We start from the raw sequence: 24,142 nt of genomic DNA, 5'->3' as shown, positions 1-24,142 counted from the left end.
ACGCACCGCTGCAGAAACCTGAAGTCATCAGCATGGGATGCCGCCTGAACCTTGCCGAGAGCAACGCCTTAGCCGAGCAACTTTCCGGGCATGACGATATCGTCATTATCAATAGCTGCGCCGTTACCAATGAATCGGTCCGCCAAACGCGCCAGGCCATCCGCCAAGCGCATAAACGTCGCCCCGATGCCCGCGTATGGGTAACGGGTTGCGCAGCGCAAGTCGAACCTGAAACCTTCCAAAATATGCCTGAAGTCGCTGGCGTATTCGGCAATCATGAAAAACAAAATGCTGCTTTGCTGCGCGAGATAATCGAACGCCCTGACCGCCCGGTTGTCGTTTCGGACATTATGACCATCGCGCAAACAGCACCGCATTTGGTTACCGCTTATTCTGGCAAAACCCGCGCCTTTGTTGAGGTGCAAAATGGTTGCGATCATCGCTGCACCTTTTGCATCATCCCTTATGGCCGGGGCAACAGCCGCTCGGTTCCCGCAGGAAGCGTTATCGAGCATATCCAAAAGCTGGTGGACAGTGGTTTTCAAGAGGTCGTGCTGACAGGCGTCGACGTCACCAGCTATGGCCATGACCTTCCCGGACAGCCTAATTTGGGTTCATTGGTCGAACGCATCTTGAAGCTTGTGCCAGACCTTCAGCGCCTGCGTCTTTCATCCATTGACGGAGTCGAAATTGACGCGCGGCTGTTTGACCTGCTGACCGGCGAAGCGCGCGTCATGCCACATGTCCATCTGTCATTGCAGGCAGGCGACAACATGATCCTGAAGCGCATGAAACGGCGCCACAGCCGTGAACTGGCGATTGACCTTGTTGCGCGACTGCAGGCAAAAAGGCCGGACATTACCATTGGCGCTGACATCATCGCCGGTTTTCCGACTGAGGATGACGCCATGTTTGCCAACAGTGTCGATCTCGTGCGCCAATGCAACATCGTTCATGGGCATATTTTTCCTTACTCACCCAAAAAGGGCACGCCAGCGGCGCGCATGCCACAATTGCCGCCGCAGACAATCAAGTCCCGCGCAAAGATATTGCGCGATGCTGTTGCCGCCAAAAAAGCCGTTTGGGCCCGAGCGCTTATTGGCACCCAGCAGTATGTTGCCGTCGAAAGCGGCGGATACGCTGGTCATGCTGAAAATTTCGCGTATCTGAAGCTTGATAAGAGGATGCCGGAAGGCCGTGTCGTATCGGCCCGCATAACCCATATCCAAGACGAAGTTTTACAGGCAGAGGTTATCGAATGAGCGAAAATGCTGGGTGGACGAACCGTTTGTTCGGTGGCCTTAAAAAAACATCAGGTAAGCTGACCGAGAATATTGCTGGACTTGTCACCAAGGCGAAGCTTGACGCAAGCGATCTTGACGAGATTGAGGATGCGTTGATTGCCTCTGACTTAGGCCCGGCCATGGCGTCGCAAATTCGCGACAAGATTGCCGTTGGCCGCTTTGACAAAGGCATTGATGCCAACGGCATAAGGCAGATTGTCGAGGATGAAATTGCCTCGGTCCTGGCGCCGGTCGCGTCCCCGTTGGAAATTGATGCTTTCCCGCGCCCTCAAGTCATTTTGGTCATTGGCGTCAATGGATCAGGAAAAACCACGACAATCGCAAAGCTCGCTAATCTGTTCCTGGAACAAGATTATGGCGTCATGCTGGCCGCTGGCGATACATTCCGGGCAGCCGCCATTGGCCAGTTGAAGATTTGGGCTGAACGCATTGGCGTGCCGATTGTCACAGGCCCCGAAGGCGGCGATGCAGCAGGCGTCGTGTTTGACGCGGTCAAAAAGGCAACTACCGAAGGGATCGATGTCCTCATCGTCGATACTGCTGGCCGTTTACAAAATAAACGCGAACTGATGGATGAACTTGCCAAAATCCGGCGGGTATTGGGCCGCCTGAACCCGGCCGCACCGCATAATGTTGTGCTCGTGCTGGACGCCACTACAGGTCAAAATGCGTTGTCACAGATTGAAACCTTTAAGGAGGTCGCTGACGTGACCGGGCTTGTGATGACAAAATTGGACGGCAGCGCACGCGGCGGCATATTGGTGGCGGCGGCCAAACAATTCGGCCTGCCCATTCACGCCATTGGTGTGGGTGAATCGATTGATGATTTGCGGCCGTTTAACCCGCAAGATGTTGCCCGCGCGATTAGCGGCGGTTCGTTGTGAGCCAAACCACACAAACAACAAAGCCATCGGGCACATTGAACTTTGTCCTCGATTTCGGGCCATTGTTGTTATTCTTTGTCGCATCAAAATTGGGCAGTTCCGAAATCGATCCAAAACAAAGTGCAATTGTCGGCACTGCGGCCTTCATGGCGGCCATAATCGTCGCGGTAATCGTGTCCAAGTTCAAACTGGGCAAAATTTCCCCTATGCTAAAGCTGACGGCCGCGTTGGGCGTTTTCTTTGGCGCGCTGACCATATGGTTTCACGATGAACGCTTTATCCAGATTAAGCCGACGATCATTTACGCCTTTTTCGCTGTCCTTTTACTGGGTGGATGGTTGCGCGGCAAAGCGATGCTCAAATATGTGCTAGAGGCAGCCTATCAGGGTCTCAGCGAAACCGGCTGGTTAAAGCTGTCATTACACTGGGGCCTATTTTTCTTAGTGCTCGCGGGATTGAACGAGATTTTCCGTCGGCCCGAATGGTTTTCGTTTGATACCTGGCTCTCAATCAAAGTGTGGGGCGTGACCGCACTCACCTTTCTGTTCGCCTTAGCCAATATCCCTATGCTCATGCGTCACGGCTTAAAACTGCGCGATGATGCCGAGCTTCCGCCGCAGGGATAAGCGACGCTATTGGTCGGCGCGTGACGCGCCATAACAATGATCTGATGCAGCAGGCGCAGAAATTATGTGACAAGCCTCTGCCATCCAGATAGTCAGCATGCCATCAGGGGCAATACCACCTGAATGCCTACAGGAGGAAAAAATGGCGAAGTTTTTTGGAAATCTACATCTGGTGCTGGTCGCTGGGCTAGTGCTGGCATTAGCATTGATGTTCACTCTGCACGGCGACGGAATCACCGCGCAAGCAATCACGCGCTGGTTGCATACATTTTTCGGGATCGTCTGGATTGGATTATTATATTATTTTAATTTCGTACAAATCCCCACCATGCCAAAGGTACCTGCTGAGCTAAAACCGGGCATTTCGAAGCATATCGCGCCATCGGCGTTGTTCTTCTTTCGCTGGGGCGCGGCACTGACCGTATTGTTTGGCCTCATCATTGCCGTTCAAGCTGGCTACGCGCATCAAGCGTTTACGCTGCAAGATCCTTACAAGCTCATTGGCGTTGGCATGTGGCTTGCGGTCATCATGGCGTTCAACGTGTGGTTCATTATATGGCCAAACCAAAAGAAAGCGCTCGGCATCGTAGAAGCTGATGACGCGACAAAGGCGAAGGCAGCTACTACAGCGATGATGACATCGCGTCTGAACACATTGCTGTCGATCCCGATGCTGTACACGATGGTCAGCTTTAACGGCGGCTAAACCCGCGTATCTGGATTTCAAAGAAGGGGTGGCACATGCCGCCCCTTTTTTTATCCTAAAAGATCGTGCTTTTTCAACGTGTGACGTAGCTGGTCATAGCTGAGATTGAGCGCCTTGGCGGTCTGGCGTTGGTTGTAACGGCACTTTGCTAGCGCTTGCTCCAACACAGATTTTTCAAACTTCTCAGTTGCCTCTCGGAAATCCGTTACATCCAATGCTTGGCTGAGGTCCGTTGCGTAACGCGCCTCGGCGGCACTAGGTTGATTGTTAGCTTGCACCTGCGCAGGTGCAGACGCCGCCACCCCGCCGCGCCACGGGCTGTCAAACGGATCAAATTGAATATAATCGACTGGCTGTGCGGGGTCGGCCCAGCGATATACAGCGCGCTCCACAACATTACGCAGTTCGCGGACATTGCCCGGCCAGAGATGGTTTTCTAACGCGCGGGTTGCAACTTCGCCAAATCCGGGCCAGCCTTCCCAACCCAATTCCGCCGCCATCTTGCGTCCATAAAATTCGGACAGAACCTCAATATCACCTTCGCGCACACGCAGCGGCGGCAATGTGATGACCTCAAAGCACAGCCGGTCCAGTAAGTCGGCCCTGAACCGTCCCTTGTCGACCATATTAGGCAGATGCTCATTTGTCGCCGCTACAATGCGCACGTCAACGCGCATGGGCCGCGATGAACCGATCCGCGTAACCTCGCCATATTCGACCGCACGCAATAGTCGTTCTTGCGCACCCATGCTTAAGGTACCAAGTTCATCGAGGAACAAAGTGCCGCCATCGGCCTCTTCGAAGCGCCCCTCGCGTGCCCGTGTTGCACCAGTAAACGCCCCTGCCTCATGCCCGAACAATTCCGCCTCAATCAGCGTCTCTGGCAAAGCCGCGCAATTTATGGTGACTAAAGGCCCATCCCAACGCGAACTTAGGCGGTGAAGGCGCTCGGCAATCAACTCCTTGCCTGTCCCGCGCTCTCCTACCACTAATACAGGGCGATTGAGCGGCGCAGCGCGGCTTGCACGCTCCACGGCGTCCAAAAATGCCGTTGATTGGCCAATGAACTGAACATTGTCTCGATCCATTTTCAAATATTGGCATATTTCACCATAGAGTGGCAATAATTACCAGCAACTATCCATCGTAATTTTGCAGAAATGGCCCAAATACAACATAAACGCGAATTGGCACGGTCCCTGCAATATATCTTGCAAGTCAGCAAAACTGGCAAGCAGCACAGGATAAAAACAATGCGTAAGGATATTGAAACTAGTGATTATCTAAACGGACAAGATAGCCGCCTTTGGCTGGCGGTCGCTGTGTCCTTCATGATGATTTTTACAAGCTATGCCGTGTCGGTTCTAAACCACCGCAGCGCAGGCGAGATCAGCGCACACACCCAACCGAATAGGTCGATCGTTGTCAGCTATCTTGCTTGACTTCGATAACCTGCGACCGGAGTGCCTCAGCTCCCCCTCCCGCTCCCAAAGGCACCCGGTCGCCACTTTCTTGAATGAAGTTACCAATATACATTATCGGAGTTACCCCATGGGCATATTTTCACGAACCCGCGATATCATCGCTGCCAATGTGACTGACCTTCTCGACAAGTCGCAGGACCCCGCCAAAATGATCCGCATGATCATATTGGAAATGGAAGAAACGTTGGTTGAGGTCCGGGCCTCCGCCGCCCGCACGATTGCGGACCAGAAGGAACTGCGCCGCCATATCGACAAGTTGAACACTCTGGAAACCGACTGGACCGATAAAGCGCATCTGGCGCTTTCAAAGGAGCGTGAAGACCTTGCGAAAGCGGCCTTATTGGAAAAGCGCAAGGCAACCGACATGAAAGAGCAATTGACCGCGGAAGTCGATGTTCTGAACGATGCGCTCAAGGCCTCCGAGCAGGATATTCACAAGCTGCAGAAAAAGCTTGCCGACGCCCGCAGCCGCCAAAATGCACTGATGACGCGTTTGGAAAGCGCCGAAAATCAAGTCAAGCTGCGCACCATGTACAATGGTGACAAAGTCCGCGAGGCATTCTCGCGCTTTGATGTCCTCGAACGCCGCGTCGATGAAGCGCAAGGTTATGCCGACTCCCTGTCGATCGGGTCCGAAGCGCCGCGCACTTTGGGTGACGAAATCGCTGCACTTGAAAGCTTCGATGTCGTCGACGCTGAATTGGAAGAAATGAAAAAGGCCATGCAGGCCGACCAGAAGAAGGGAGCTTAAGCGATGGAAGATGTTCTTGTCCCCGTAATGGTCGTGGGAATGCTATTCGTCGCCCTCCCATGGCTTGTACTCCATTATGTGACGCGCTGGAAAACCGCTGCAACGCTGACAAATGATGATGAGCGGATGCTTGGCGACATGCATGAATTGGCGCGCCGGTTGGAAGATCGCCTCGACACCGTTGAACGCTTGGTCGCGCAAGAAAATCCCAATTGGCAACCACGCCGCATGGAACTTGATTCACCCGATTTTAACCCAGAAAATTTACGTAGGCCGGAAAGGAACCGCTGATATGTCAGGGAAACATACCAAATTCTATCTCGATAAGCAGAATGCCAAATGGAAAGGCGTTTGCGCCGGGATTGCCGACTACACCGGCGTTGACGTTCTGTGGGTTCGCTTAGGCACCGTCATGCTCACGCTAATGGGCGGCTTTCCTTGGACGCTGATCGCTTATGTCATCACGGCCTGGATGGCCAATCAAAAGCCAATCCATCTATACACCGACGACCGGGAAGAGCAGAAATTCTGGCAAGGCGTGCGCCAATCGCCGGCCCGTACCACCCGCGACATTCGTTCACGCTTTCGGGAAATCGACCATCGCTTGGCCGAAATGGAAACCTATTATGTCAGCAATAATAAGCAGCTGGCAGAGGAAATCGAAAGCCTGCGGTAACCAAGGGCATTGGAAGGAACTATAATGAATCTTGGTGGACCAAATTTCGTTATTGCGATTGTTGCGCTGTTGACAGTGGGTTGGCTGGTCAACAACTGGATCCGGGCCAGACATGGCTATCCTTTGGAAGATGAATGGGGCGGCAAGACTGCGCTAACCGATGGTGACTATCCCGAAGCCGAACGCAAAATCATGCTTTTAAGTCACGAGAATGAAACGCTCAGCGGTAAGATCGGGCATTTGGAAGAACGCGTGGCCGTGCTTGAGCGCATCGTGACGGACAAGGCCGTGCGCTTGTCCGAAGAAATCGAACGACTTCGTTAAAACAGGAGGCATGATATGGATCCCAATTTCTATATCATTATCGGCGCCTTTGCGGTGTTGTCCGTCGGCATTGTCTCTTCCTTGGGACTACGCGGATGGCGCGATTGGCTTGCACTGAAGCATGCTGAACTCGATATAGCGCGCCGCAGCGGTGATGCCCCAGTACCGTCGGCAACATCGCGTATCGAAGTCGCTGACTTAAAAGAGCGCGTCAAAAAGCTTGAGGCTATTGCGGCAGGGATTGATATCTGACCCCTGCGGCCATATGCGGGCCCCATGACCACACTCAGCGATATTCAAGAAGAATATGAATTCCTCGAAGCCGACGACCGTTACCGTTTGTTGATCGATCTTGGCCGCGAACTGGCGCTTATGCCGGATGCGCTGAAAACCGATGCGACATTGGTCCGCGGTTGCTCGGCAAGTGTCTGGGTGTATCCGGTCACCGACAACAACCAGCTTTCGTTTATGGCGGATAGCAATGCCGCGATCACCAAGGGCATCATCGCGCTGGTGCTCAAAACGGTGGACGGCAAAAACGCCGCCGAAATTTTAAGCACCGATATTGAAAATGCCCTCGCCCCGTTTGACCTGAAAAACCAACTCAGTTCAAACCGGACGCAGGGCATCCCCAATATGATTGCACTTATCCGCGAAACTGCCGCGCGTTATGCCGCCTGAGCTGGCCTAGCGCCCAGCCAAAGCGCAAAGGCTGGAAGGCGGGGCAGCAGCAACCGATCAAACAGCCATAATGCCAGCAGCGAAATCGCAAGCAACGGCAACAATATGGCCATCACAGCAATGATCACCGCAACACCGCGTATTTTTTGCGGTACAGCTGGGGCAATAGGCGCCCCAAGCGCATCAACCGGCTTGCGCCGTCGCCACATGATAAAGCCCGATATCACCAAAGTGATCAAGCCAAGCGCGGTGACAACACCCACAAGCTGATTGATCCAGCCAAAAAGCTGCCCCTCATGCCAGGCAATTCCATAATTGACTGCCTGATCAATGGCATGCTTATCCGCAAAGCCCGTGCGCGATACCTCCTTGCCCGTCGCAACATCAAAGGTGATGCTGCGGTTTAATGGCCGATTTTGGGCCTCCGACTTAATCGTCCACGCCATGGGTGTCGGGGGACCAAAACGCTCTGGCGCGCCCGGTGGCTTGACTAAAACGGGATGCGGTAGCTTTTCCAATTTCGCCTTGCCCACCATATCGGCGAGGCCAACAAGCGGTATCCCGGCAGACTGCATTTTCATCATGGCATCATGATCATGCTCTGCATGTGCGGCTTGACTGCCTGTTTTCCAGTCTTGTGCGCCTTGAACAAGGCCCAACTCCGCCCTAACTAGTCGAAAGGCATCGCCCCAGACACTCGCCCAGGGCAATCCTGTGGTTAGCAAAACAAGTGCGAGCCCGGAAACCCAGAAACCCGTCACCGCATGAAGGTCGCGCAGGAATAGGCGCTTGCCCCTCTTCAATCTGGGCCAAAGAACGCCGCTGAGACCCTGCCCCCGCGGCCACCACATATAAAGGCCGGTGAGGATCATCACAATGGCCCAACAGGCCGCCAGTTCGACAATCCAATCCCCCATTTTGCCTATCAAAAGCGAACCATGAATGCGCGAGACCGTTGCGGAAATACGACTTTCGGGGTCGATGCTTCCCAAAACTTTGCCCTGCGGCGACACATAGACGTCACGCATGGAACGGCCATCGGCTAGCCCGACATGTATCATTGCAGCGTCCCCGTCACGCGCGGGCAACCGATAACTGTGAAACTGCGCGCCCGGATTAATGTCCATGACCGCTGCCAATTGCGCATTGGGGGACACCGCCCCATTGGTCGAAAGGTTGCTAAAAGCGCGCTCCTCCCAACGGTCCAATTGCGGCTTAAACAAATAGATTGCGCCTGTTGTCGCCAGCACAAGAACAAGCGGCATGACGAACAAAGACGCATAAAAATGCCAGCGCCACATTGTGCGGTAAAATGACGTATTTTCCATGCCTTATCTCCTAGAACCGCGCACGAATACCGCCATAAATGGCGCGGCGTTCAACCGGATAATAAATAGCAGAAGTTGGCGTTGCCACGATTGCTGCTGACACATCGCCAATGGCTTTTACGCCTGCCAGGTTCCGCGCATCAACGAATATATCGACACCGTTTTTGATGCGCGCACCCGCGGACAAGCCCAACAGAGTATAGCCGTCATTTCGGGTTGTGTTCCGATAATCAGCCCAGGCACCTTGAGGCACCCATTCAACATTTGGCGATATATGGAGGCCATCACCACCAAGCCGAAGCTCAGACCGCAGGACATGCACGGGAACCACAGGCAGTCGGCGGTTGCCATATTGGACATCGCCCACGAATCTGAAGTCCGAATATTGCCAGATTTGTCTAAAGCGCAGCCAATTGGTTGGCGTGGCGCTAAACGCGGCTTCAACGCCCTGATGACGAGTCTTGTCTGCGTTAAAGGTTGTTGCTGGAATGTCCGGCCCGATTGTAAACTGAAGCATCTCATTTTTGATATTGGCGCGATACAAAGCGACATCCCAGCTTACACCGCCCAATTCCCCACGCGTTCCAAATTCCGTGGTCCATGCGGTTTGTACCCGCACCGGAACAAAGGCCGCAATTTGTGCGAGCTCGACAAAGGTTGGAAATTCAGCTGATTTGCTGTGGTTCGCAAAAAACTGGATTTTGGCGGTCGGCTCCCAAAGCACACCAAATTTTGGCGACACCGCGTCAAACGATGCCTTGCCGGTGACGGTTGTGGGCACAATTTGCGATTGCTGACGATATCCGTCGGCATAAATGCCGCCTGCGATTAAGGTGAGCTTTTCGATTGGGCTGACCCTGATTTCACCATAAATATTGGTCGTGCGGGCCGTCTGATCGGCATCAAATGTCAACGCGCCACGTTTGCCGTTGAGGTTCACGAAACGCTTTGCATCAATGGTCCCCCAACGGGATTCACCACCCAATGTAATACTCCAAACATCACCTGCGCGGTCATAGCGTGCGAACACGCCGCGATCTGACGATATTTGATCGACCACTTGGAAAATCGGGTGGTACAATTCCTTGGAGTTCAAAAAGGCCCCGACATCCAAATAGCTGTCGCCCCAGTCAAAACGGGTTCGGTTCTGGATACGTATCGAATTGATGTCGCGGGCCTGATCACCAATGAAATTGCCGCTACGTGGCGCATTCATGGCTGTTGCACGAGTCATGGCGCCCGGCAACTCCTGATCCAATGTCGTCATGCTGCCGTAAAATCGCGTGGATATAATGTCCGAAATGCGCAAGCCGACATTACCATTGAACCGAATGGAATTCCTCCGCGCATGTTGGCGATCGCCCTTATGACTATCTGCGCTGATTGCTGCCCAAGCATTGGCATCTTGGTCACCTGCACCGAACGATGCCAAACCGCGATAAAAATCAAAGCTGCCGACATCACCCCTAAGATATAGCCCCGCAGCATTATCCCCCGTTGGTGTCACGCCGTTAACTGCGCCGCCCAGCGTTCCGGAACCGAACCTCAACGCGTTTGCGCCGCGATAAACCTCCAAATGGTCGAAGAATATCGGTTCCAGTTCCTGAAAGTCGCCATTGTCATCGGCAAGATTAATAGGAATGCCGTCCTGCAATAACGTCAACCCGCGCATATGGAACCCGCGCGAGAGGCCAGAACCGCGAATGGAAATGCGGATTTCCTGCCCAAAACGTGGTTGCGTATATACGCCGGGAGAAAAGGCCAATGTATCGCGCAACGACACAACCGTCTTATCAGCATAATCCTGATGACTGACAATATCGGTACCGCCTGCGGTCTTCTGTGCGGTTACTTCAGCTTGGTCGGCCGCCGCGCGGCCTGTGACAATGATTGTGGCATCGGCAGCATCTTCAGCGGCTGCGGGTGTAATGATCGCACAAAAACTGCACGCCGCAGTGGCGCGCAAAATGGATAAAAATTTCATGATATTTTCCTAAATCTAAACGAGAAATAAGCCGCGAAGCAGCCCGTTGGTTTAGACGTAAGAAGGTGGCCCGATGGCCGGAGGTGGTGGTGCGGCGAGGCCAGAACCTATCGATACTTCGCGTTTGGCAAAAACCGGTGCCGCCAGCGCCACAGGATCCATATCAATTTGAAAAGCGGTCGCAGGAAAATCTGCCGTAATCGCGGCACCAGCAAAAGCACAAGGCTGGTGTTCAACCGATTTGCCTATTGAGGGATCTTCCTTGTGCAGCTTGCCCGATTTATCCATCCAGACAGTCTTGGTATCCATGCCCGCGCAGATGGTCAGAGCAAAACCACGTTCCGATGACGGCATATAACCGGACGGAATGATGACACGCATGGCCAGTGCCATCAGTACAAATACTGCAGCAAAGCTCCGTAAAGGTGTCGAAGAAAGACTCACACGCTTCCTATAGACTTGCATCTTGGTTCGAACAAGATGCTAGCCTCTCCACTCGCGACGTTCTTCCGCAACGCGCAGGACGTCATAGGCCGCTTGGCCCGCCTGAAACGCCTTGGCGGCATCGGCATTGCCTGGGTTCACATCAGGATGCGTTTCCTTGGCGATCTTGCGCCACGCCTTTTTCGCGTCCTCAAAAGTGGAATCGCTTTCGAGGCCTAATATATCCAACGCATGCATTTCATCACGACTGCGGCTGCCATCACCAGAGCCTGCCCAACCATAATGCGCGGATTCCTTGTAACCCGAAGAATCCCGACGCTCATTGGCCTCGCGTTCGTCAGCCTCTTCCTTGGTCAGACCCTCAAAATAATCATAACCGCGATTATACTCGCCTGCATGCTCTTCACAGAACATCCAGCGGTCGGGATTATTGGGAGATTTTGGCGCGGGGCAGTCTCCAGCCTTGTTGCAGCCATATCGATCACACAGGCGCACTTGCTGCGCATCACTGCTACTACCGTAGCCGCGCCAGCGGGGAAAACCCCAGTCATTTCGTCGTGTAGATCGGACCATGCCGCCGACTTAGCGACGGCATGGAAATTTTGCTAGGGGCGTAAACGCAATTATGCGCCGGATATACCGCCGCCCATCATCGGATTGCTAAAGTATGTCGAATAAAGCAGCCCCGCAACGATGCCAGACATGATGAGCGCGACAACGACATAAATGAGCACAATGACCACGGTAAAGCCGGCAATCTTTTCCTTTGGAACGCCCATTACAGGATTTAGCCCGCAATAAATCAGGTAAACCACATAAACAATCGCTGCAAAACCAAGCACTGCTCCCAAAAATGGTATCCAGCTTACCAACGCCACAACCCAAGTTGGTGTGCTGGCGTACGTCATCAACTTCATGGCCTGCACTTTGTCCGAAGTACCGTCAAAGCTTGGCGATACGAACTTAACGACCGTTCCCATTACAAACAACGAAACAAGCGACACAATGAAGCTCAGTATTGCCATGCCCGCGATAGCCGTAAGGTCCAACGGCATGCCGCTGCCAAACCCCATCATGTCTGCAGCTGATATACCCAATAGCCCGGTAAACAATATTGTGGAGACCAAAGGTATCAGCACCAAAGGCGCTGCGTAACCCTTGAACAGCCCCCCGATCGTTGCGGGCTCGGACGCAATGACATTCCATTCATACGTCGGCTTCAAAATGATATTTTTGGCACGTTCCACAATCGACATTGACTTAGCCCTCCAGAATTGGCTTGTTATGAAACAGAACATATTGGTGCCAATATGTAAATATTGACGTTCGCGTCAATTCGGGGGGAAGTATGATTATCTTATCCAGAGTTTTAGTCGCCATCATCGGCGTCATTGCGTTGCTCGGTGTTGGCCAGCATTGGTTCGACCTTGGCGCCGTAGCTGCGGAGCGCGGCATGCAAGCCATTGGTGACATTGGCCGTGCAAACCTGCGCGCAGATGTTGGCGGGCTGTTCCTAGGCATCTCGTGCCTCGCGCTGTTCGCTGCGGTGCGGCAGCATCAAGGCGCAATTCTCGCTGCTATAGTGTTGTTGGGCGCGACATTGATTGGGCGCTTCGTCAGCATCGCGATCGATGGCTATAGCGCAGCTGTCGCACCGCCAATGGTTGTTGAAGCGATCCTCATCGCTATCTTGCTATTTGTTTATCGCGCATGGGGTAAAAAGCCAGAGGGTCTGTAAGCCGGGTTCTGTCCTCCGCTTCGGAAAACCGAAGCGGATGTGCGACCATTCATCTAGGCGACGCATTGCTGCGGCACTCATGCAACCAACCCGGGCGACTGGCAGGAGGATGCCATATGCCGCCCCTATTCGGTTTTGCTCCCGGTGGGGTTTGCCCTGCCGTTTCTGTTACCAGAAACGCGGTGCGCTCTTACCGCACCGTTTCGACCTGGCCGCATCGAAATGCGGTGGACTATTTTCTGTGGCACTTTCCCTAAAATTGCTTTCGCCGGACGTTATCCGGCACCGTTCCTCGCTGGAGCCCGGACTTTCCTCCCCTTAGCAGTTACCCGCTAAGCGGCGGTCGCCCAACCCTCTGGCAGACGTCAGATAACAGAACTGCCCTCAACCGCCAAGAGCAAGCTGTGCAAGATAGCGCGAGATTCGCCGTCAATCACACCGTCAATGTTTGCGGGCCGAAACCGTCGCTGAAATGCCACTGTCGTCGCGCGGCCATCTGTTATGCCATAGCCATAACGTTCCAGTGCCAAAAGAAATGCAGCGTCAGACCAAAGGGGATCAACGAGATTTTCAGTTGGCCGTTTTATGGCAAGCCCAAGCTTAGCTAACCGTTCCCAGTCAAACAGCTCGCCTGGATCTTCTTTACGAGTTGGAGCGACATCGCTGTGTCCCACAACGTTGCGCGGTTGTATTCCATAAGTTCGTACTAATTCTGCGACCAATCGAGTCACGGTGTCCATTTGCGCCTCAGGAAACGGGCGGTAGCCAAACTCATGGCCGGGATTGACGATCTCAATGCCAATGCTGGCGCTGTTGCAATCGGTTACGCCGCGCCAATACGACAATCCGGCATGTTGGGCGCGCTGTTCTTCGCGCACCATGTACACCAATTGCCCATCTTCATCGACCACATAATGCGCGGAAACCTTGGACGCCGGGTTCGCCAGCCAGTCAATAGCCGCCGCTCCGGACTGCATGCCGGTATAGTGCAGCACGATCATATTGATGGGCAGGCTACGCTCGCCGAAATTGGGTGATGGGTTCCAGATCATAGTCATGTCCGGACCATAGGTAAGTCGGGAGCGACGCGCAATATCAGGCCCACACACTCTTTACGTTGCGTTGCGCTCGCGCGGTCCACTCTAATCTTCAGTGCGGATGAGCGCGCCAATCACCAGATGTTCGGCATCGGGCTCGGCCAATTGCAACATACCACCATCTTGAAAGGCCAGTGCATGTGCCATCCATGCGGCCGCGGTGCGGGGTTCCAGAGCTGCGGGGGCAAGCTGACCAGTCAGCGCCTCTCGAATAGCTGGCTCCATGAGGATTTTAGGCCCGCTTGCGCGAATAACAATTTCTTGCTCGCCGGCGCGCGCTTCGGCGCCCACGGACAATGTCCCGCCACGCACCAACGCGTCATTCGCCAATAAAACCAAATTCAGCAGTATTTTCACCGCCCGTTTGGGCATCATCTGCGCAGGCACAGCCCAATCAAGGACCGTCCGCCCGCTTGAAGTCACCATTGGCTCAATCACCAATCTTGCATCATTTGGGTCAACTTCAGCACCAAATCCGCCCGCTGCACCAAAGGCCAAGCGGAAAAACTTCAGTCTGTCGGCAGCTGCCTTTGCACTTTCTGCCAGCAAATCCATGCACCGTTGCCGCATTTCGGGATCATGTTCATCCGCCAAGAGCTCAAGGCCATTATTCATCGCGCCGACGGGGCTTAACAAGTCATGGCAAAGGCGCGAGCACAGTAGGCTGGCAAAATCGATTTCGGTTTTGGTTTCGGACATTACGAAAAATTCCTGAGGGCATCGGGCGGGTTAGCGCCGCTCATGGACCGAGTTGGCGGGTGTTTCAACCCTCGACTATTAATGCCACGGGGGTAAATCCGCTCACCTGCGTGCCTGCAACCACAGGCTGCCAAGCGGTGATCGCACCAGCGGCAATAATCAGCCAAAACCGCCCGTCTGGCGCGGCTTGCGCGACATCAGTTGCGGACGGCGCGGCGACGCCATTGGGGTGCGAGTGGAAATATCCCAACACAGGAATTCCGCCACTTCTCACGTCCTTGCCTGCAGAGAACAATGCGGCGGGATCGATTTCAAAATGCCTTGCAGGATCGGCTGCGACATTTTGTGCCAGCTGCACCGCAGCGACACGATCCCCCTCCCCCCGCAGTAAACCGCAGCATTCATGGTCCCCTGCACTTTCTGCCCAGTCCAGAAGTTGTCGCCAGTCGCTGCTTGATAAATGCAAAGCCATCACCCATGTCTAGGCGATGGTTGGGGAAATTACCACATTTACAGGCGTTTTGGGTGCCGGACGACTGGATAGCGCGCTTGCCGCTGCATTGCCGCAATATTCGCGCGCGCGCATTCAGGCTTTGATCGCGGATGCCGCGCTGCGCATCAATGGTCAGGTCTTTACCGACGCGGGCAGCAAGAAAATGGCGGGCCAGAATTTTGAATTTAATGTCCCTGCCCCAGTCCCCGATAAAGCAATGGCGCAGAACATTGCGTTGGATGTGGTTTTTGAAGATGAGCATTTGATCATCGTCAACAAGCCTGCTGGCCTCGTCGTGCACCCTGCCGCGGGTCATAGCGACGGGACGCTTGTTAACGCGCTGCTGCATCATTGCGAGGGCAAGCTATCGGGCATTGGCGGGGTTCAGCGCCCCGGGATAGTCCATCGCATTGATAAGGATACTTCTGGGCTTCTGGTTGTCGCCAAAAGCGATGCCGCGCATGAGGGGCTTGCGAAACTTTTTGCCGCGCATGACATAGAACGCAAATATATTGCGATCGTAAACGGTATTCCTGCGCCGCCAGCAGGCACGGTGCGCACACAAATTGGCCGATCCACCACAAATCGTAAGAAAATGGCGGTGCTGCCCGAATCAAAGGGCCGTCATGCCGTTACGCATTACCGCATGGTCGAAGCCTTTGCCAAAACAGCGATGGTCGAATGCACGCTAGAAACGGGGCGCACGCATCAGGTCCGCGTGCACATGGCACATATCGGCCATCCGCTCATTGGCGATGGCGTCTATTCTAATCGACAAAACCATTACAAAATTGGTCCAAATCAGGCCAAATTCGACCGGCAAGCATTGCATGCCGCCTCTTTGGGGTTTATTCATCCCATTACCGGCGGAACTTTACGGTTTGAATGCGGTATACCAGAAGACATGCAGCTTCTGTTAAGCAAGCTTCAGTTATAAAAGTTTCGAAGGGAACGCTTTGCCATCGGGTGCTTGATGAGGCCCGGCGGAAGGCACAATGAAAGAGGAAAACATGTCTGTTAAAAAGAATGTTCCGGCTACGATACCTGCCCTTGGGGGGGACGCGAGCCTTAATCGTTACCTAAGCGAAATTCGGAAGTTTCCGATACTCAAGCCCGAGCAAGAATATATGCTTGCCAAGCGCTTACAAGAACATGGCGACACCAAAGCAGCTGAACAGCTGGTGACGTCGCATCTCCGCCTCGTCTCGAAAATCGCAATGGGCTATCGCGGCTACGGCCTGCCGGTGTCCGAGCTGATTTCCGAGGGGAATATCGGATTGATGCAGGGCGTAAAGAAATTTGACCCCGATCGTGGCTTCCGCCTCGCGACCTACGCGATGTGGTGGATCCGCGCGTCGATGCAGGAGTTCATCCTGCGCAGCTGGAGCCTTGTCAAAATCGGGACCACCGCCGCGCAGAAGAAGCTTTTCTTCAACCTGCGCCGCATGAAAAACAATCTTCAGGCTTTTGAAGACGGCGACTTGAACCAGGAAGCGTTGCGCAAAATCGCAACGGACCTTGGCGTTTCCGAAGAAGAAGTGAACAATATGAACCGCCGCATGGCGATGGGCGGTGATACATCGCTTAACGTACCTATGCGCGAAGATGGCGATGGCCAGTGGCAAGACTGGTTAGTCGATGACACGCCGTTGCAGGACGAACGCGTTGCCGACGCGCAAGAAGGCGACATGCGCCATGCCTTGCTGTCCGAAGCGATGGACAGTCTGAATGAGCGCGAGAAGCACATTCTGACACAGCGCCGCCTGATTGAAGAGCCGCAAACGCTCGAAGAACTCAGCCAGACCTACAGCGTCAGCCGAGAGCGTGTGCGCCAGATTGAAGTGCGCGCTTTTGAAAAGCTGCAAAAGGCAATGTTGCGGATTGCGGGCGAAAAACGGCTACTTCTCACATATTAAAGAGGTTTATCCCTCAGTGTAAAAATAGATGACGGGCGGAAAGCACTGCGCTAGTTTTTGCAAATGACAAAAACCAAGCGCTCGCTTTCCGCCCGTATTCTTCGTTCCAGCTTTAAGGGCGCTGTCTACTTCATTGGCGGCACGGTCGCACTTACGGCCGTCTATGCCGTGGTCCCCGTGCCCACAACCTTGACGATGTTGTTTGACAGTAACGGGGCAAAGCGCGACTGGACGCCCCTTTCCGATATTTCGCCTAACCTCGTACGGGCAGTCATCGCAGCCGAAGATGGCAAATTTTGCAGCCATGATGGCTTTGACCGCGAAGCAATCGAAAAGGCGCTGACCCGCAACATAAAGGGCGGCCGCATGCGCGGTGGGTCAACCATAAGTCAGCAGACGGCGAAAAATGTATTCCTATGGCAAGGGTCGGGCTGGACGCGTTATCTGCGCAAGGTGCCGGAGGTATATTTCACCTTCTTGATCGAAAAAATCTGGGGCAAGCGCCGGATCATGGAAGTATATCTGAACGTCGCAGAGACCGGCATTGGCACTTATGGCGCCGAGGCCGGTGCCCAGCGTTATTACAATAAATCCGCCAAGAACCTGACCCGGATAGAGGCCGCGCGCTTGGCAGCCATCTTACCCTTGCCGAAAAAGCGGGCCGTCAACGGCGTAGGCGGTTTCACCCGCCGCTATGGCAACAGCATCTCCGCGCGTATCCGCGTTGTGAAACGCGACGGCCTCGACGCTTGCATCTACACATAAAAAAAGGGCGGAGCCGAAGCCCCGCCCTGATTTTCAGAAACCAAACCCAAAGGATCAGAACTGGAAGTTGATCGTTCCACTGACCGTGCGTGGTGCGCCAATCTGTGCAAAGCCCGGGCTACCTGATTGGAACGTCGCTCCACCACCTGAACCAACGTACAATTCATCAAACAGATTGTAGACGTTGAGCTGGAAGAAGGTCTTGTCGTTCAGACCCAGAAACTCGAGATTTACGCGAGCATCAAAGTTCACCAACCAATAAGCAGGCTTTTTCGCGCCAAATACAACCGCAGGCGCGGTGTAGGTAGAGTCAGTACCCAAACGGGCGTAGTCAGGAGCCGAAACATAAACAGGCAAGTTAGTGTCATAAATATAACGACCACCCGTACGTTTCGCGACGCCGCCAATTGACACAGGGCCAAGATTAACCTGCGAGCCTACACCAAAGCTATAATTCGGTGTGTCGTTCAATTTCTTACCAGCCAAAGGAACAGTCTGTGTGGCCGAACGCTTCACGTTATCCTTGATTTCACTCTCATTGAGTGAACCAAAAGCATAGACGTTGAAAAAGTCGACGGGTTGGAATGCTAAGCTGGCATCCAGACCATATACATCCACCTTACCAATGTTTGTGAAGATTGACTCGTTGGTCTCAACATCAAAAACAGTCTGCAGGCGGTTGTTATACTTCGTGAACCAACCAGAAACCATAGCCTGCACAGGACCGGAACGATAACGCAGACCGCCATCAAAGCTGTCAGTTGTTTCAGGTGCCGGCTTCACCCCAGCAGTGCCGGGTACGAAAAAGAAGCTGCTGTAAAGTGGATCGGTACCGGGAACGGAAAGTCCCTGCGCGTAGCTACCGAACAAGCTAACATTATCGACCAACTTGTAGGTAAATCCAACGTTTGGAAGCAGCTTGTTATAGTTAAACTCCCGGTTCTGTGGCCCTTGGCGGGTTGGGAAGGACGCCGCATAAGATGCATTCAGCGTGTTGCTACCGAAGCAGTCAACAAATCCGCTGGCGGAAGTTGTGAAGCAATTTTGTGTTAGGTCGCGCGTAAAGAATGGCAAACGTACGCCAATATCGAGCAACAATTTTTCTTCCATGAACTTGCCGTTGTAACGACCGGAAGCTTGATGCAATGTTGCGATCGACTTACGATCACGCTTTTGCAAAACATTGCCAGCCGCATCCTTCAAACCTTCGTTACAGAATACGTCTTCTGGTGTGCCGCCTGAATTCAACAAGCAAGTTTCACCGGTTTGGCGGTGGCGACCACGGTCGAATGTGTAAGAAACCTGGATCGACTGGGTATCGGACATGTCATAACGCAGGTTGGCTATTACGCCAAAACGTTGGGTCCGCGTATTGCTGGGTGCCAAGATTGCAACTTCGTCTAACAAGTCAGCATCGCCATTTAAATCGCTACCAAAGTAAGGACGCCCACCAATATATCCCGTGCGCCCTCCTTCTAAACGCTCACGCGCGTTCACAGTACCGCCCCCATTGGCCTTTACAGACTGGAAGCTAGGGTCAACTGTCAATGTCAGGGTGTCGGTAAGGCTAAACTTCGACTTGATACGCACGTTGCCTGTGTTCGAAGGGTTGAAACGACGATCAAACTCCGATCCGCAGCTTGTTGCAGCATCCGCTAAGCCAGGGCGCGCGATAACAAGTGTCGTACAAGGAAAGTTAATGTTATACTCCCGCTCATCCGTCGTTAAAGGAAAACGATTGGGAACGACGCGGTTTCCAGTGGTATCTTCACGCAGCGCTACCGAACCAAAGAAATTGTTACGATTCTGGTTATAATGCGCCGAAACTTGAACAAAATCGCCATTTTCACCAATAGGTTGGAAGAATGAAGCATTATACTGTTGCTTATCTACCTTACCATAATTGTTGAACGGATTATCGTTTGTTGCCTTCGAGGCTGAAACGTAGAAACGCGAACCGCTAGCGTTCAAATTTCCAGAATCAACGCTGGTGAAAACGCGCTTGAAATCAAACTGACCAGCAGAAGTCCCGACGCGAACTGAGAAATCTTCATTAGGACGGCGGGTACGATAGTTTACTGTGCCGCCAACCGCTGAAGCTGTTGGGCTATCTACGTCAGTTGAACCCAGGTTTACGTTAACTTGCTCAATCAACTCGGGATCCAATTGCTGGTTCGAATAGATTGCATAGTTTCCTGTGTCGTTCAAAGGAACGCCATCGAATGTTAAGCTGATGCGATCACCACCAAAACCACGGATGTTCAGCGATCCGCCAGACGAACCATAGGCATCGTTATTCGTAAAGGTAACACCTGGGATGGCGTTGATGGTATCCAAGACCGTTTGCCCTGGGTTCTGGCGCTGAATATACTCTTCAGTCAGGACCGATTTTGACTTCGGTGTGTCAGGAATCTGAACGCCACCAACATCCTGCGAACGCGACCCGGAAACAACAATCACTTCGTCTTCAAAGTCTACCGATCCAGTAGATTGCGCGAAAGCCGCGCTGGAAAAGCTGCAAATGGTAAGTGCAACAGCGCTTGCTGCAAGCTGGTAACGAATTTTCATGCTCTTAACCCCTATGATTTTCACATGCCGTAACTTCGACAGATATTGGTTTTTGGTCGAATCACGCGAACGAAATAGACCTTACGCTCCCTTTGGGGCTGGTAAATGTCAGTAAAATGACAGTCAGACCCGCAGATGCGAGCCGATTAGCCGAGAGCGCGGCGCAAGCATAGTTTTGCCTCACATCAAATTGTGCAAAGCAACATTTTCGTTAATTTTGTCGAAAAATGTGGCAAGTTTGCCACAGTTTCTCGGGCGCGATTAGGCGGCGTCTTCTTTGCTGGCTTTGGCAGACTTGGCATATACCAAAACGGGGGTCTTGCGGCCTTCAACAACGTCCTTGTCCACAACAACCTCGTCCACGCCGTCATAGGTCGGCAAATCGAACATGGTATCGAGCAAAATCGACTCCAGAATGGACCGCAGCCCACGCGCACCCGTTTTGCGTTCAATCGCCTTCTTGGCAACGGCTTCCAACGCATCATCGGTGAAGCTTAGGCCGACTTCTTCCATTTCAAACAGCTTGCGATATTGCTTCACAAGCGCGTTCTTTGGTTCTGAAAGAATTTTCACCAAAGCCGCGATGTCGAGGTCTTCCAGCGTGGCCGTGACCGGCAAGCGCCCTACGAATTCAGGGATAAGACCAAATTTCAACAAATCTTCAGGCTCAATCTGCTTGAGGATTTCGCCCGTGCGGCGCTCGTCCGGGTCGGCGACATGCGCACCAAAACCAATCGACTTGCTCTCCAGGCGGTTTGAAATAATCTTTTCAAGCCCGGCAAATGCACCACCGCAAATGAACAAGATGTTCGTCGTGTCGACCTGCAGAAACTCTTGCTGTGGATGCTTGCGTCCGCCTTGTGGTGGAACGCTAGCTGTTGTGCCTTCCATGAGCTTGAGCAAAGCCTGCTGGACGCCCTCCCCGCTGACATCGCGGGTGATGGAGGGATTTTCGGCCTTGCGGCTGATCTTGTCGATTTCGTCGATATAGACGATGCCGCGCTGCGCCTTTTCGACATTATAGTCCGAAGCTTGCAGCAGCTTGAGAATGATATTCTCGACGTCTTCACCGACATAGCCGGCCTCGGTCAAGGTTGTCGCATCCGCCATGGTGAACGGCACGTCAAACGTCTTGGCGAGCGTCTGCGCCAACAATGTCTTACCGCAACCCGTAGGGCCAACAAGCAGGATGTTGGACTTCGCAAGCTCAACATCCGCGCCTTTTGCGCCATGGTTCAAGCGTTTATAATGGTTATGGACGGCAACCGACAATACGCGCTTTGCCTGTGGCTGGCCGATGACATAGTCGTCCAATACTTCGCAGATTTCCTGCGGCGTGGGCACTTCGCCCTCTTTACGGCCGTTCAAGGCGCCCTTGGTTTCTTCGCGTATGATGTCGTTGCAAAGCTCCACACATTCATCACAGATGAACACAGTGGGCCCAGCGATCAGCTTGCGTACTTCATGCTGCGATTTTCCGCAGAAGGAGCAATAAAGGGTGCTTTTTGTATCGGAACCGCTCAACTTCGTCATAATATGTCCTGCTTGCACGCCAATTTTAAACGCACCTTATTGAACCAACATCCTAAAGATGCGTTCCGATTTGGCAATAGCCCAATGCGGGCTGCGCCATCACGGCAAATCTATGAAAATTATCGACGATAATATCAGCTTGCGTCGGTTTCCGCATTGGCCGGGCGCTTGTCGAATACCTCATCGACGATACCAAATGCCTTTGCTTCGTCCGCTTCCAAGAAGGTATCGCGGTCCATCGCCTTTTCGATATCTTGCAATGGTTTACCGGTATATTTTGCATATAGGTCGTTCATACGCTTGCGAATACGCAAGATTTCGTTTGCCTGAATCTGGATATCCGATGCCATGCCGCGTGCGCCGCCCGAAGGCTGATGCACCATGATGCGCGAATTGGTCAATGCGACGCGCATGCCGGGTTCGCCCGCCGCAAGCAGGAAGCTACCCATCGAAGCCGCCTGCCCGATGCATACCGTACCAACTTTCGGACGGATATATTGCATCGTGTCGTGAATCGCCATGCCCGCAGTGACCACGCCGCCCGGCGAGTTAATATACATCCAGATGTCTTTCTTCGGATTATCCGATTCGAGAAACAGCAGCTGCGCGGTAATGACGGAGGCCATATTGTCCTCCACTTCGCCCGTCACGAAAATGATCCGTTCGCGCAAAAGCCGCGAAAAAATGTCCCAGCTGCGCTCCCCACGGTTCGATTGCTCGATAACGACGGGGACCAATGCTTGGACGGGATCAAAAGGAACGTGCATGAAATACCTCTAAGAATTTATGTTTATGCGTCTTTGCCTACATCGGCGTGGGCAAGCAAAGTTTCAAGCACGAAAACGGTTTAGTTTGGGGATGAATTGGAGCGCTTGGTCGAGAGCCGCGGGTCCATCATTCACAAAATTGATTATTTCTTGTTTATTTGACGACTTAATCGAAATTCACTTGTGCCGCACGGTCCTGCTTCTGCATGGCGTAACGCACCTTTACAACGCAATTTCTGTAGCCCTGTTTGGATGCCGCCGTTGCGCTGCCAAGCACGATCCTTTGCGCAGCTTCGCCAAATTCGGCAGCAGGCTCGGCGGCTACGACCTTTGCATTACCGACCGCGCCCCATGGCGCCAGATCAAACGCAATGACCGCCCAGCCTTCAATATAACGCCGCCGGAAATTTTCCGGATAGACCAAAGTTGGCTGAGATTTCCACTCTACCGTCTGGAGGCAATCACTGTCTTCGGGGCGATATGCGGCGATCTCCTTGCTTTCCGGCGCGGTCAGCGTGCCGCTGCGCCGCCAATAAGGATAGAGACAGCCCTGCCTCGCACCCTTTGTAAAGCGTGATTGCGCCATGGCCTTCAAAGAGGCTTTATCAAGCGCAACATTGCCCGTTGTCCCATATATTCGAAGACGCACGGGTTTGCCTACGTCGTCAATGTCGAACTGCACCATGCTCCAGTCGGACCGGCCGGTTGTCGCGGGGATTTTTTCAAAATCGGGAGAAGCGCGCAATAAATAGGCTGGCCGCTCTGTGTTGCAATCTGATCCCGCGGGTGCAATCCGCTCAAACAGCTCTTTGGGTGGCCGAGTTTTTGCAAAAATCGCGTAGCCGATGAGGTCGTGGATGTCGGCCTCCGCGATGCTGCTACGCTTGGGCTGATAGACAATCGTGCATCCCTCTCGCCTAGAATTGGGTGCAAATTGGCTCGCCGCGAGAGATGGCGTCAGGTCGGCCATCACGCCATAGCCCACCGGATCGCCCGTTATGCCAAATGGGCGGCCATTTTCGTCAATGCGGAAACGCACATTCACGGGCTGGTCTGCATCGCTGCTGCTCCAGAAAAGGTCCGCCATGGGCGTTTGTACGCGCGAAATATCGAGCAGATCATCGCCGCAACGGCCTGACATAGGGACCATAGCAAGCACAGTCTGACGCCGTGTGGATCTTTCAATGGGGCTGACCGTCGTCACAATCGGGGACGGCGCAGGCGACGGCGATATGGTTATCGCTGGCGCGACCATGGCGAGAAAAAGGTTCAACATGAGACAACTTGTGCCATGCACCATTAGCGACCGCAAGTCGCCTTAGCCTTGGCAGATTCAAAAAGGGGGGGACGCATCGCATCCCCCCCTTTTTGCTT

Annotated in this window: 27 protein-coding genes and 1 other RNA gene; 14 read left to right on the top strand and 14 right to left on the bottom strand. The window is 53.4% G+C overall.

Features of this window, described 5'->3' with window-relative positions; genetic code table 11:
- The first annotated feature begins 8 nt into the window (after nucleotides 1-8).
- The 4 genes from mtaB (at nucleotide 9) to ACILP4_RS01360 (ending at nucleotide 3,520) form a co-directional block, all read left to right on the top strand.
- A complete protein-coding gene (gene mtaB / locus ACILP4_RS01375; RefSeq protein ID WP_395619026.1) occupies nucleotides 9-1,262 on the top strand; it encodes a tRNA (N(6)-L-threonylcarbamoyladenosine(37)-C(2))-methylthiotransferase MtaB in 1,254 nt (417 codons plus the stop codon).
- The gene (gene ftsY, locus ACILP4_RS01370) at nucleotides 1,259-2,188 is read left to right on the top strand and encodes a signal recognition particle-docking protein FtsY (RefSeq protein WP_395618963.1); all 930 of its coding nucleotides are present in this window, start codon (nucleotides 1,259-1,261) and stop codon (nucleotides 2,186-2,188) included. The genes mtaB and ftsY overlap by 4 nt, the downstream gene beginning before the upstream one ends.
- Nucleotides 2,185-2,814 (top strand): inner membrane-spanning protein YciB, encoded by a 630-nt coding sequence (locus ACILP4_RS01365; RefSeq protein WP_395618962.1) that lies wholly within the window; start codon nucleotides 2,185-2,187, stop codon nucleotides 2,812-2,814. Before ftsY ends, ACILP4_RS01365 begins: the two co-directional genes overlap by 4 nt.
- A gap of 142 nt (nucleotides 2,815-2,956) precedes the next feature.
- Nucleotides 2,957-3,520 carry a urate hydroxylase PuuD gene (locus tag ACILP4_RS01360; RefSeq protein ID WP_395618961.1) on the top strand — a complete coding sequence of 188 codons (564 nt, stop codon included), beginning with the start codon at nucleotides 2,957-2,959 and terminating at the stop codon, nucleotides 3,518-3,520.
- Between the two features lie 50 nt (nucleotides 3,521-3,570).
- Here the strand turns inward: ACILP4_RS01360 and pspF are convergent, their stop codons facing one another.
- Nucleotides 3,571-4,608 (bottom strand): phage shock protein operon transcriptional activator, encoded by a 1,038-nt coding sequence (gene pspF / locus ACILP4_RS01355; RefSeq protein ID WP_395618960.1) that lies wholly within the window; start codon nucleotides 4,606-4,608, stop codon nucleotides 3,571-3,573.
- 165 nt (nucleotides 4,609-4,773) lie between these two features.
- Between pspF and ACILP4_RS01350 the strand changes: the two genes are divergently transcribed.
- The 7 genes from ACILP4_RS01350 to ACILP4_RS01320 all read left to right on the top strand — a co-directional run bounded on the left by ACILP4_RS01350 (nucleotide 4,774) and on the right by ACILP4_RS01320 (nucleotide 7,436).
- On the top strand, nucleotides 4,774-4,962 hold the full coding sequence (locus ACILP4_RS01350) for a hypothetical protein (RefSeq protein ID WP_395618959.1): 189 nt from the start codon (nucleotides 4,774-4,776) through the stop codon (nucleotides 4,960-4,962).
- 109 nt (nucleotides 4,963-5,071) lie between these two features.
- Nucleotides 5,072-5,755 carry a phage shock protein PspA gene (gene pspA / locus ACILP4_RS01345; RefSeq protein ID WP_395618958.1) on the top strand — a complete coding sequence of 228 codons (684 nt, stop codon included), beginning with the start codon at nucleotides 5,072-5,074 and terminating at the stop codon, nucleotides 5,753-5,755.
- A gap of 3 nt (nucleotides 5,756-5,758) precedes the next feature.
- Nucleotides 5,759-6,046 carry an envelope stress response membrane protein PspB gene (pspB, locus tag ACILP4_RS01340; RefSeq protein WP_395618957.1) on the top strand — a complete coding sequence of 96 codons (288 nt, stop codon included), beginning with the start codon at nucleotides 5,759-5,761 and terminating at the stop codon, nucleotides 6,044-6,046.
- Nucleotide 6,047: 1 nt separating this feature from the next.
- A complete protein-coding gene (gene pspC, locus ACILP4_RS01335; RefSeq protein WP_395618956.1) occupies nucleotides 6,048-6,431 on the top strand; it encodes an envelope stress response membrane protein PspC in 384 nt (127 codons plus the stop codon).
- Nucleotides 6,432-6,455: 24 nt separating this feature from the next.
- Complete coding sequence (locus tag ACILP4_RS01330) at nucleotides 6,456-6,755, top strand: hypothetical protein (RefSeq protein WP_395618955.1); 300 nt, start codon at nucleotides 6,456-6,458, stop codon at nucleotides 6,753-6,755.
- A 15-nt stretch (nucleotides 6,756-6,770) separates the two neighbouring features.
- Nucleotides 6,771-7,007: a hypothetical protein gene (locus ACILP4_RS01325; RefSeq protein WP_395618954.1), complete on the top strand. Its 237-nt coding sequence runs from the start codon at nucleotides 6,771-6,773 to the stop codon at nucleotides 7,005-7,007.
- Nucleotides 7,008-7,031: 24 nt separating this feature from the next.
- Nucleotides 7,032-7,436 (top strand): SufE family protein, encoded by a 405-nt coding sequence (locus tag ACILP4_RS01320; protein WP_395618953.1) that lies wholly within the window; start codon nucleotides 7,032-7,034, stop codon nucleotides 7,434-7,436.
- Here ACILP4_RS01320 and ACILP4_RS01315 read toward each other — a convergent pair.
- The 9 genes from ACILP4_RS01315 to ACILP4_RS01275 all read right to left on the bottom strand — a co-directional run bounded on the left by ACILP4_RS01315 (nucleotide 7,424) and on the right by ACILP4_RS01275 (nucleotide 15,192).
- Nucleotides 7,424-8,764 (bottom strand): PepSY-associated TM helix domain-containing protein, encoded by a 1,341-nt coding sequence (locus tag ACILP4_RS01315; RefSeq protein WP_395618952.1) that lies wholly within the window; start codon nucleotides 8,762-8,764, stop codon nucleotides 7,424-7,426. The two genes, ACILP4_RS01320 and ACILP4_RS01315, sit on opposite strands and share 13 nt — an antisense overlap.
- 10 nt (nucleotides 8,765-8,774) lie before the next feature.
- Nucleotides 8,775-10,748: a TonB-dependent receptor family protein gene (locus tag ACILP4_RS01310; RefSeq protein WP_395618951.1), complete on the bottom strand. Its 1,974-nt coding sequence runs from the start codon at nucleotides 10,746-10,748 to the stop codon at nucleotides 8,775-8,777.
- Between the two features lie 51 nt (nucleotides 10,749-10,799).
- Entirely contained in the window at nucleotides 10,800-11,129 is a 330-nt protein-coding gene (locus ACILP4_RS01305) for a hypothetical protein (protein ID WP_395618950.1), read from the bottom strand.
- 102 nt (nucleotides 11,130-11,231) lie between these two features.
- Complete coding sequence (locus ACILP4_RS01300) at nucleotides 11,232-11,765, bottom strand: J domain-containing protein (protein ID WP_395618949.1); 534 nt, start codon at nucleotides 11,763-11,765, stop codon at nucleotides 11,232-11,234.
- A gap of 50 nt (nucleotides 11,766-11,815) precedes the next feature.
- On the bottom strand, nucleotides 11,816-12,448 hold the full coding sequence (locus tag ACILP4_RS01295; protein ID WP_395618948.1) for a Yip1 family protein: 633 nt from the start codon (nucleotides 12,446-12,448) through the stop codon (nucleotides 11,816-11,818).
- Nucleotides 12,449-12,911: 463 nt separating this feature from the next.
- Nucleotides 12,912-13,289, bottom strand: an RNA gene (gene rnpB, locus ACILP4_RS01290) — RNase P RNA component class A.
- A gap of 6 nt (nucleotides 13,290-13,295) precedes the next feature.
- Nucleotides 13,296-13,988, bottom strand: coding sequence for an N-acetylmuramoyl-L-alanine amidase (locus ACILP4_RS01285; RefSeq protein ID WP_395618947.1), 693 nt, complete (start codon nucleotides 13,986-13,988; stop codon nucleotides 13,296-13,298).
- 84 nt (nucleotides 13,989-14,072) lie between these two features.
- Entirely contained in the window at nucleotides 14,073-14,726 is a 654-nt protein-coding gene (locus tag ACILP4_RS01280) for a histidine phosphotransferase family protein (RefSeq protein WP_395618946.1), read from the bottom strand.
- Nucleotides 14,727-14,790: 64 nt separating this feature from the next.
- A complete protein-coding gene (locus ACILP4_RS01275) occupies nucleotides 14,791-15,192 on the bottom strand; it encodes a Mov34/MPN/PAD-1 family protein (RefSeq protein ID WP_395618945.1) in 402 nt (133 codons plus the stop codon).
- Between the two features lie 22 nt (nucleotides 15,193-15,214).
- Between ACILP4_RS01275 and ACILP4_RS01270 the strand changes: the two genes are divergently transcribed.
- From ACILP4_RS01270 to mtgA, 3 genes are all read left to right on the top strand, one after another.
- Nucleotides 15,215-16,156: an RluA family pseudouridine synthase gene (locus ACILP4_RS01270; RefSeq protein WP_395618944.1), complete on the top strand. Its 942-nt coding sequence runs from the start codon at nucleotides 15,215-15,217 to the stop codon at nucleotides 16,154-16,156.
- A 73-nt stretch (nucleotides 16,157-16,229) separates the two neighbouring features.
- A complete protein-coding gene (rpoH, locus tag ACILP4_RS01265) occupies nucleotides 16,230-17,135 on the top strand; it encodes an RNA polymerase sigma factor RpoH (RefSeq protein ID WP_395618943.1) in 906 nt (301 codons plus the stop codon).
- A 63-nt stretch (nucleotides 17,136-17,198) separates the two neighbouring features.
- Nucleotides 17,199-17,900 carry a monofunctional biosynthetic peptidoglycan transglycosylase gene (gene mtgA, locus ACILP4_RS01260; protein ID WP_395618942.1) on the top strand — a complete coding sequence of 234 codons (702 nt, stop codon included), beginning with the start codon at nucleotides 17,199-17,201 and terminating at the stop codon, nucleotides 17,898-17,900.
- Between the two features lie 54 nt (nucleotides 17,901-17,954).
- Here mtgA and ACILP4_RS01255 read toward each other — a convergent pair whose 3' ends face one another.
- From ACILP4_RS01255 to ACILP4_RS01240, 4 genes are all read right to left on the bottom strand, one after another.
- The gene (locus ACILP4_RS01255; protein ID WP_395618941.1) at nucleotides 17,955-20,468 is read right to left on the bottom strand and encodes a TonB-dependent receptor; all 2,514 of its coding nucleotides are present in this window, start codon (nucleotides 20,466-20,468) and stop codon (nucleotides 17,955-17,957) included.
- A 261-nt stretch (nucleotides 20,469-20,729) separates the two neighbouring features.
- Entirely contained in the window at nucleotides 20,730-22,001 is a 1,272-nt protein-coding gene (gene clpX, locus ACILP4_RS01250) for an ATP-dependent Clp protease ATP-binding subunit ClpX (RefSeq protein ID WP_395618940.1), read from the bottom strand.
- A 134-nt stretch (nucleotides 22,002-22,135) separates the two neighbouring features.
- The gene (locus tag ACILP4_RS01245; protein ID WP_395618939.1) at nucleotides 22,136-22,768 is read right to left on the bottom strand and encodes an ATP-dependent Clp protease proteolytic subunit; all 633 of its coding nucleotides are present in this window, start codon (nucleotides 22,766-22,768) and stop codon (nucleotides 22,136-22,138) included.
- A 166-nt stretch (nucleotides 22,769-22,934) separates the two neighbouring features.
- Nucleotides 22,935-24,044: an energy transducer TonB gene (locus tag ACILP4_RS01240; protein ID WP_395618938.1), complete on the bottom strand. Its 1,110-nt coding sequence runs from the start codon at nucleotides 24,042-24,044 to the stop codon at nucleotides 22,935-22,937.
- Nucleotides 24,045-24,142 lie beyond the last annotated feature (98 nt).

The organism is Sphingorhabdus sp. (assembly GCF_044239045.1).
Classification (GTDB): Bacteria; Pseudomonadota; Alphaproteobacteria; order Sphingomonadales; family Sphingomonadaceae; genus Sphingorhabdus_B.
This window is presented reverse-complemented; position numbering and strand designations above follow the sequence as displayed.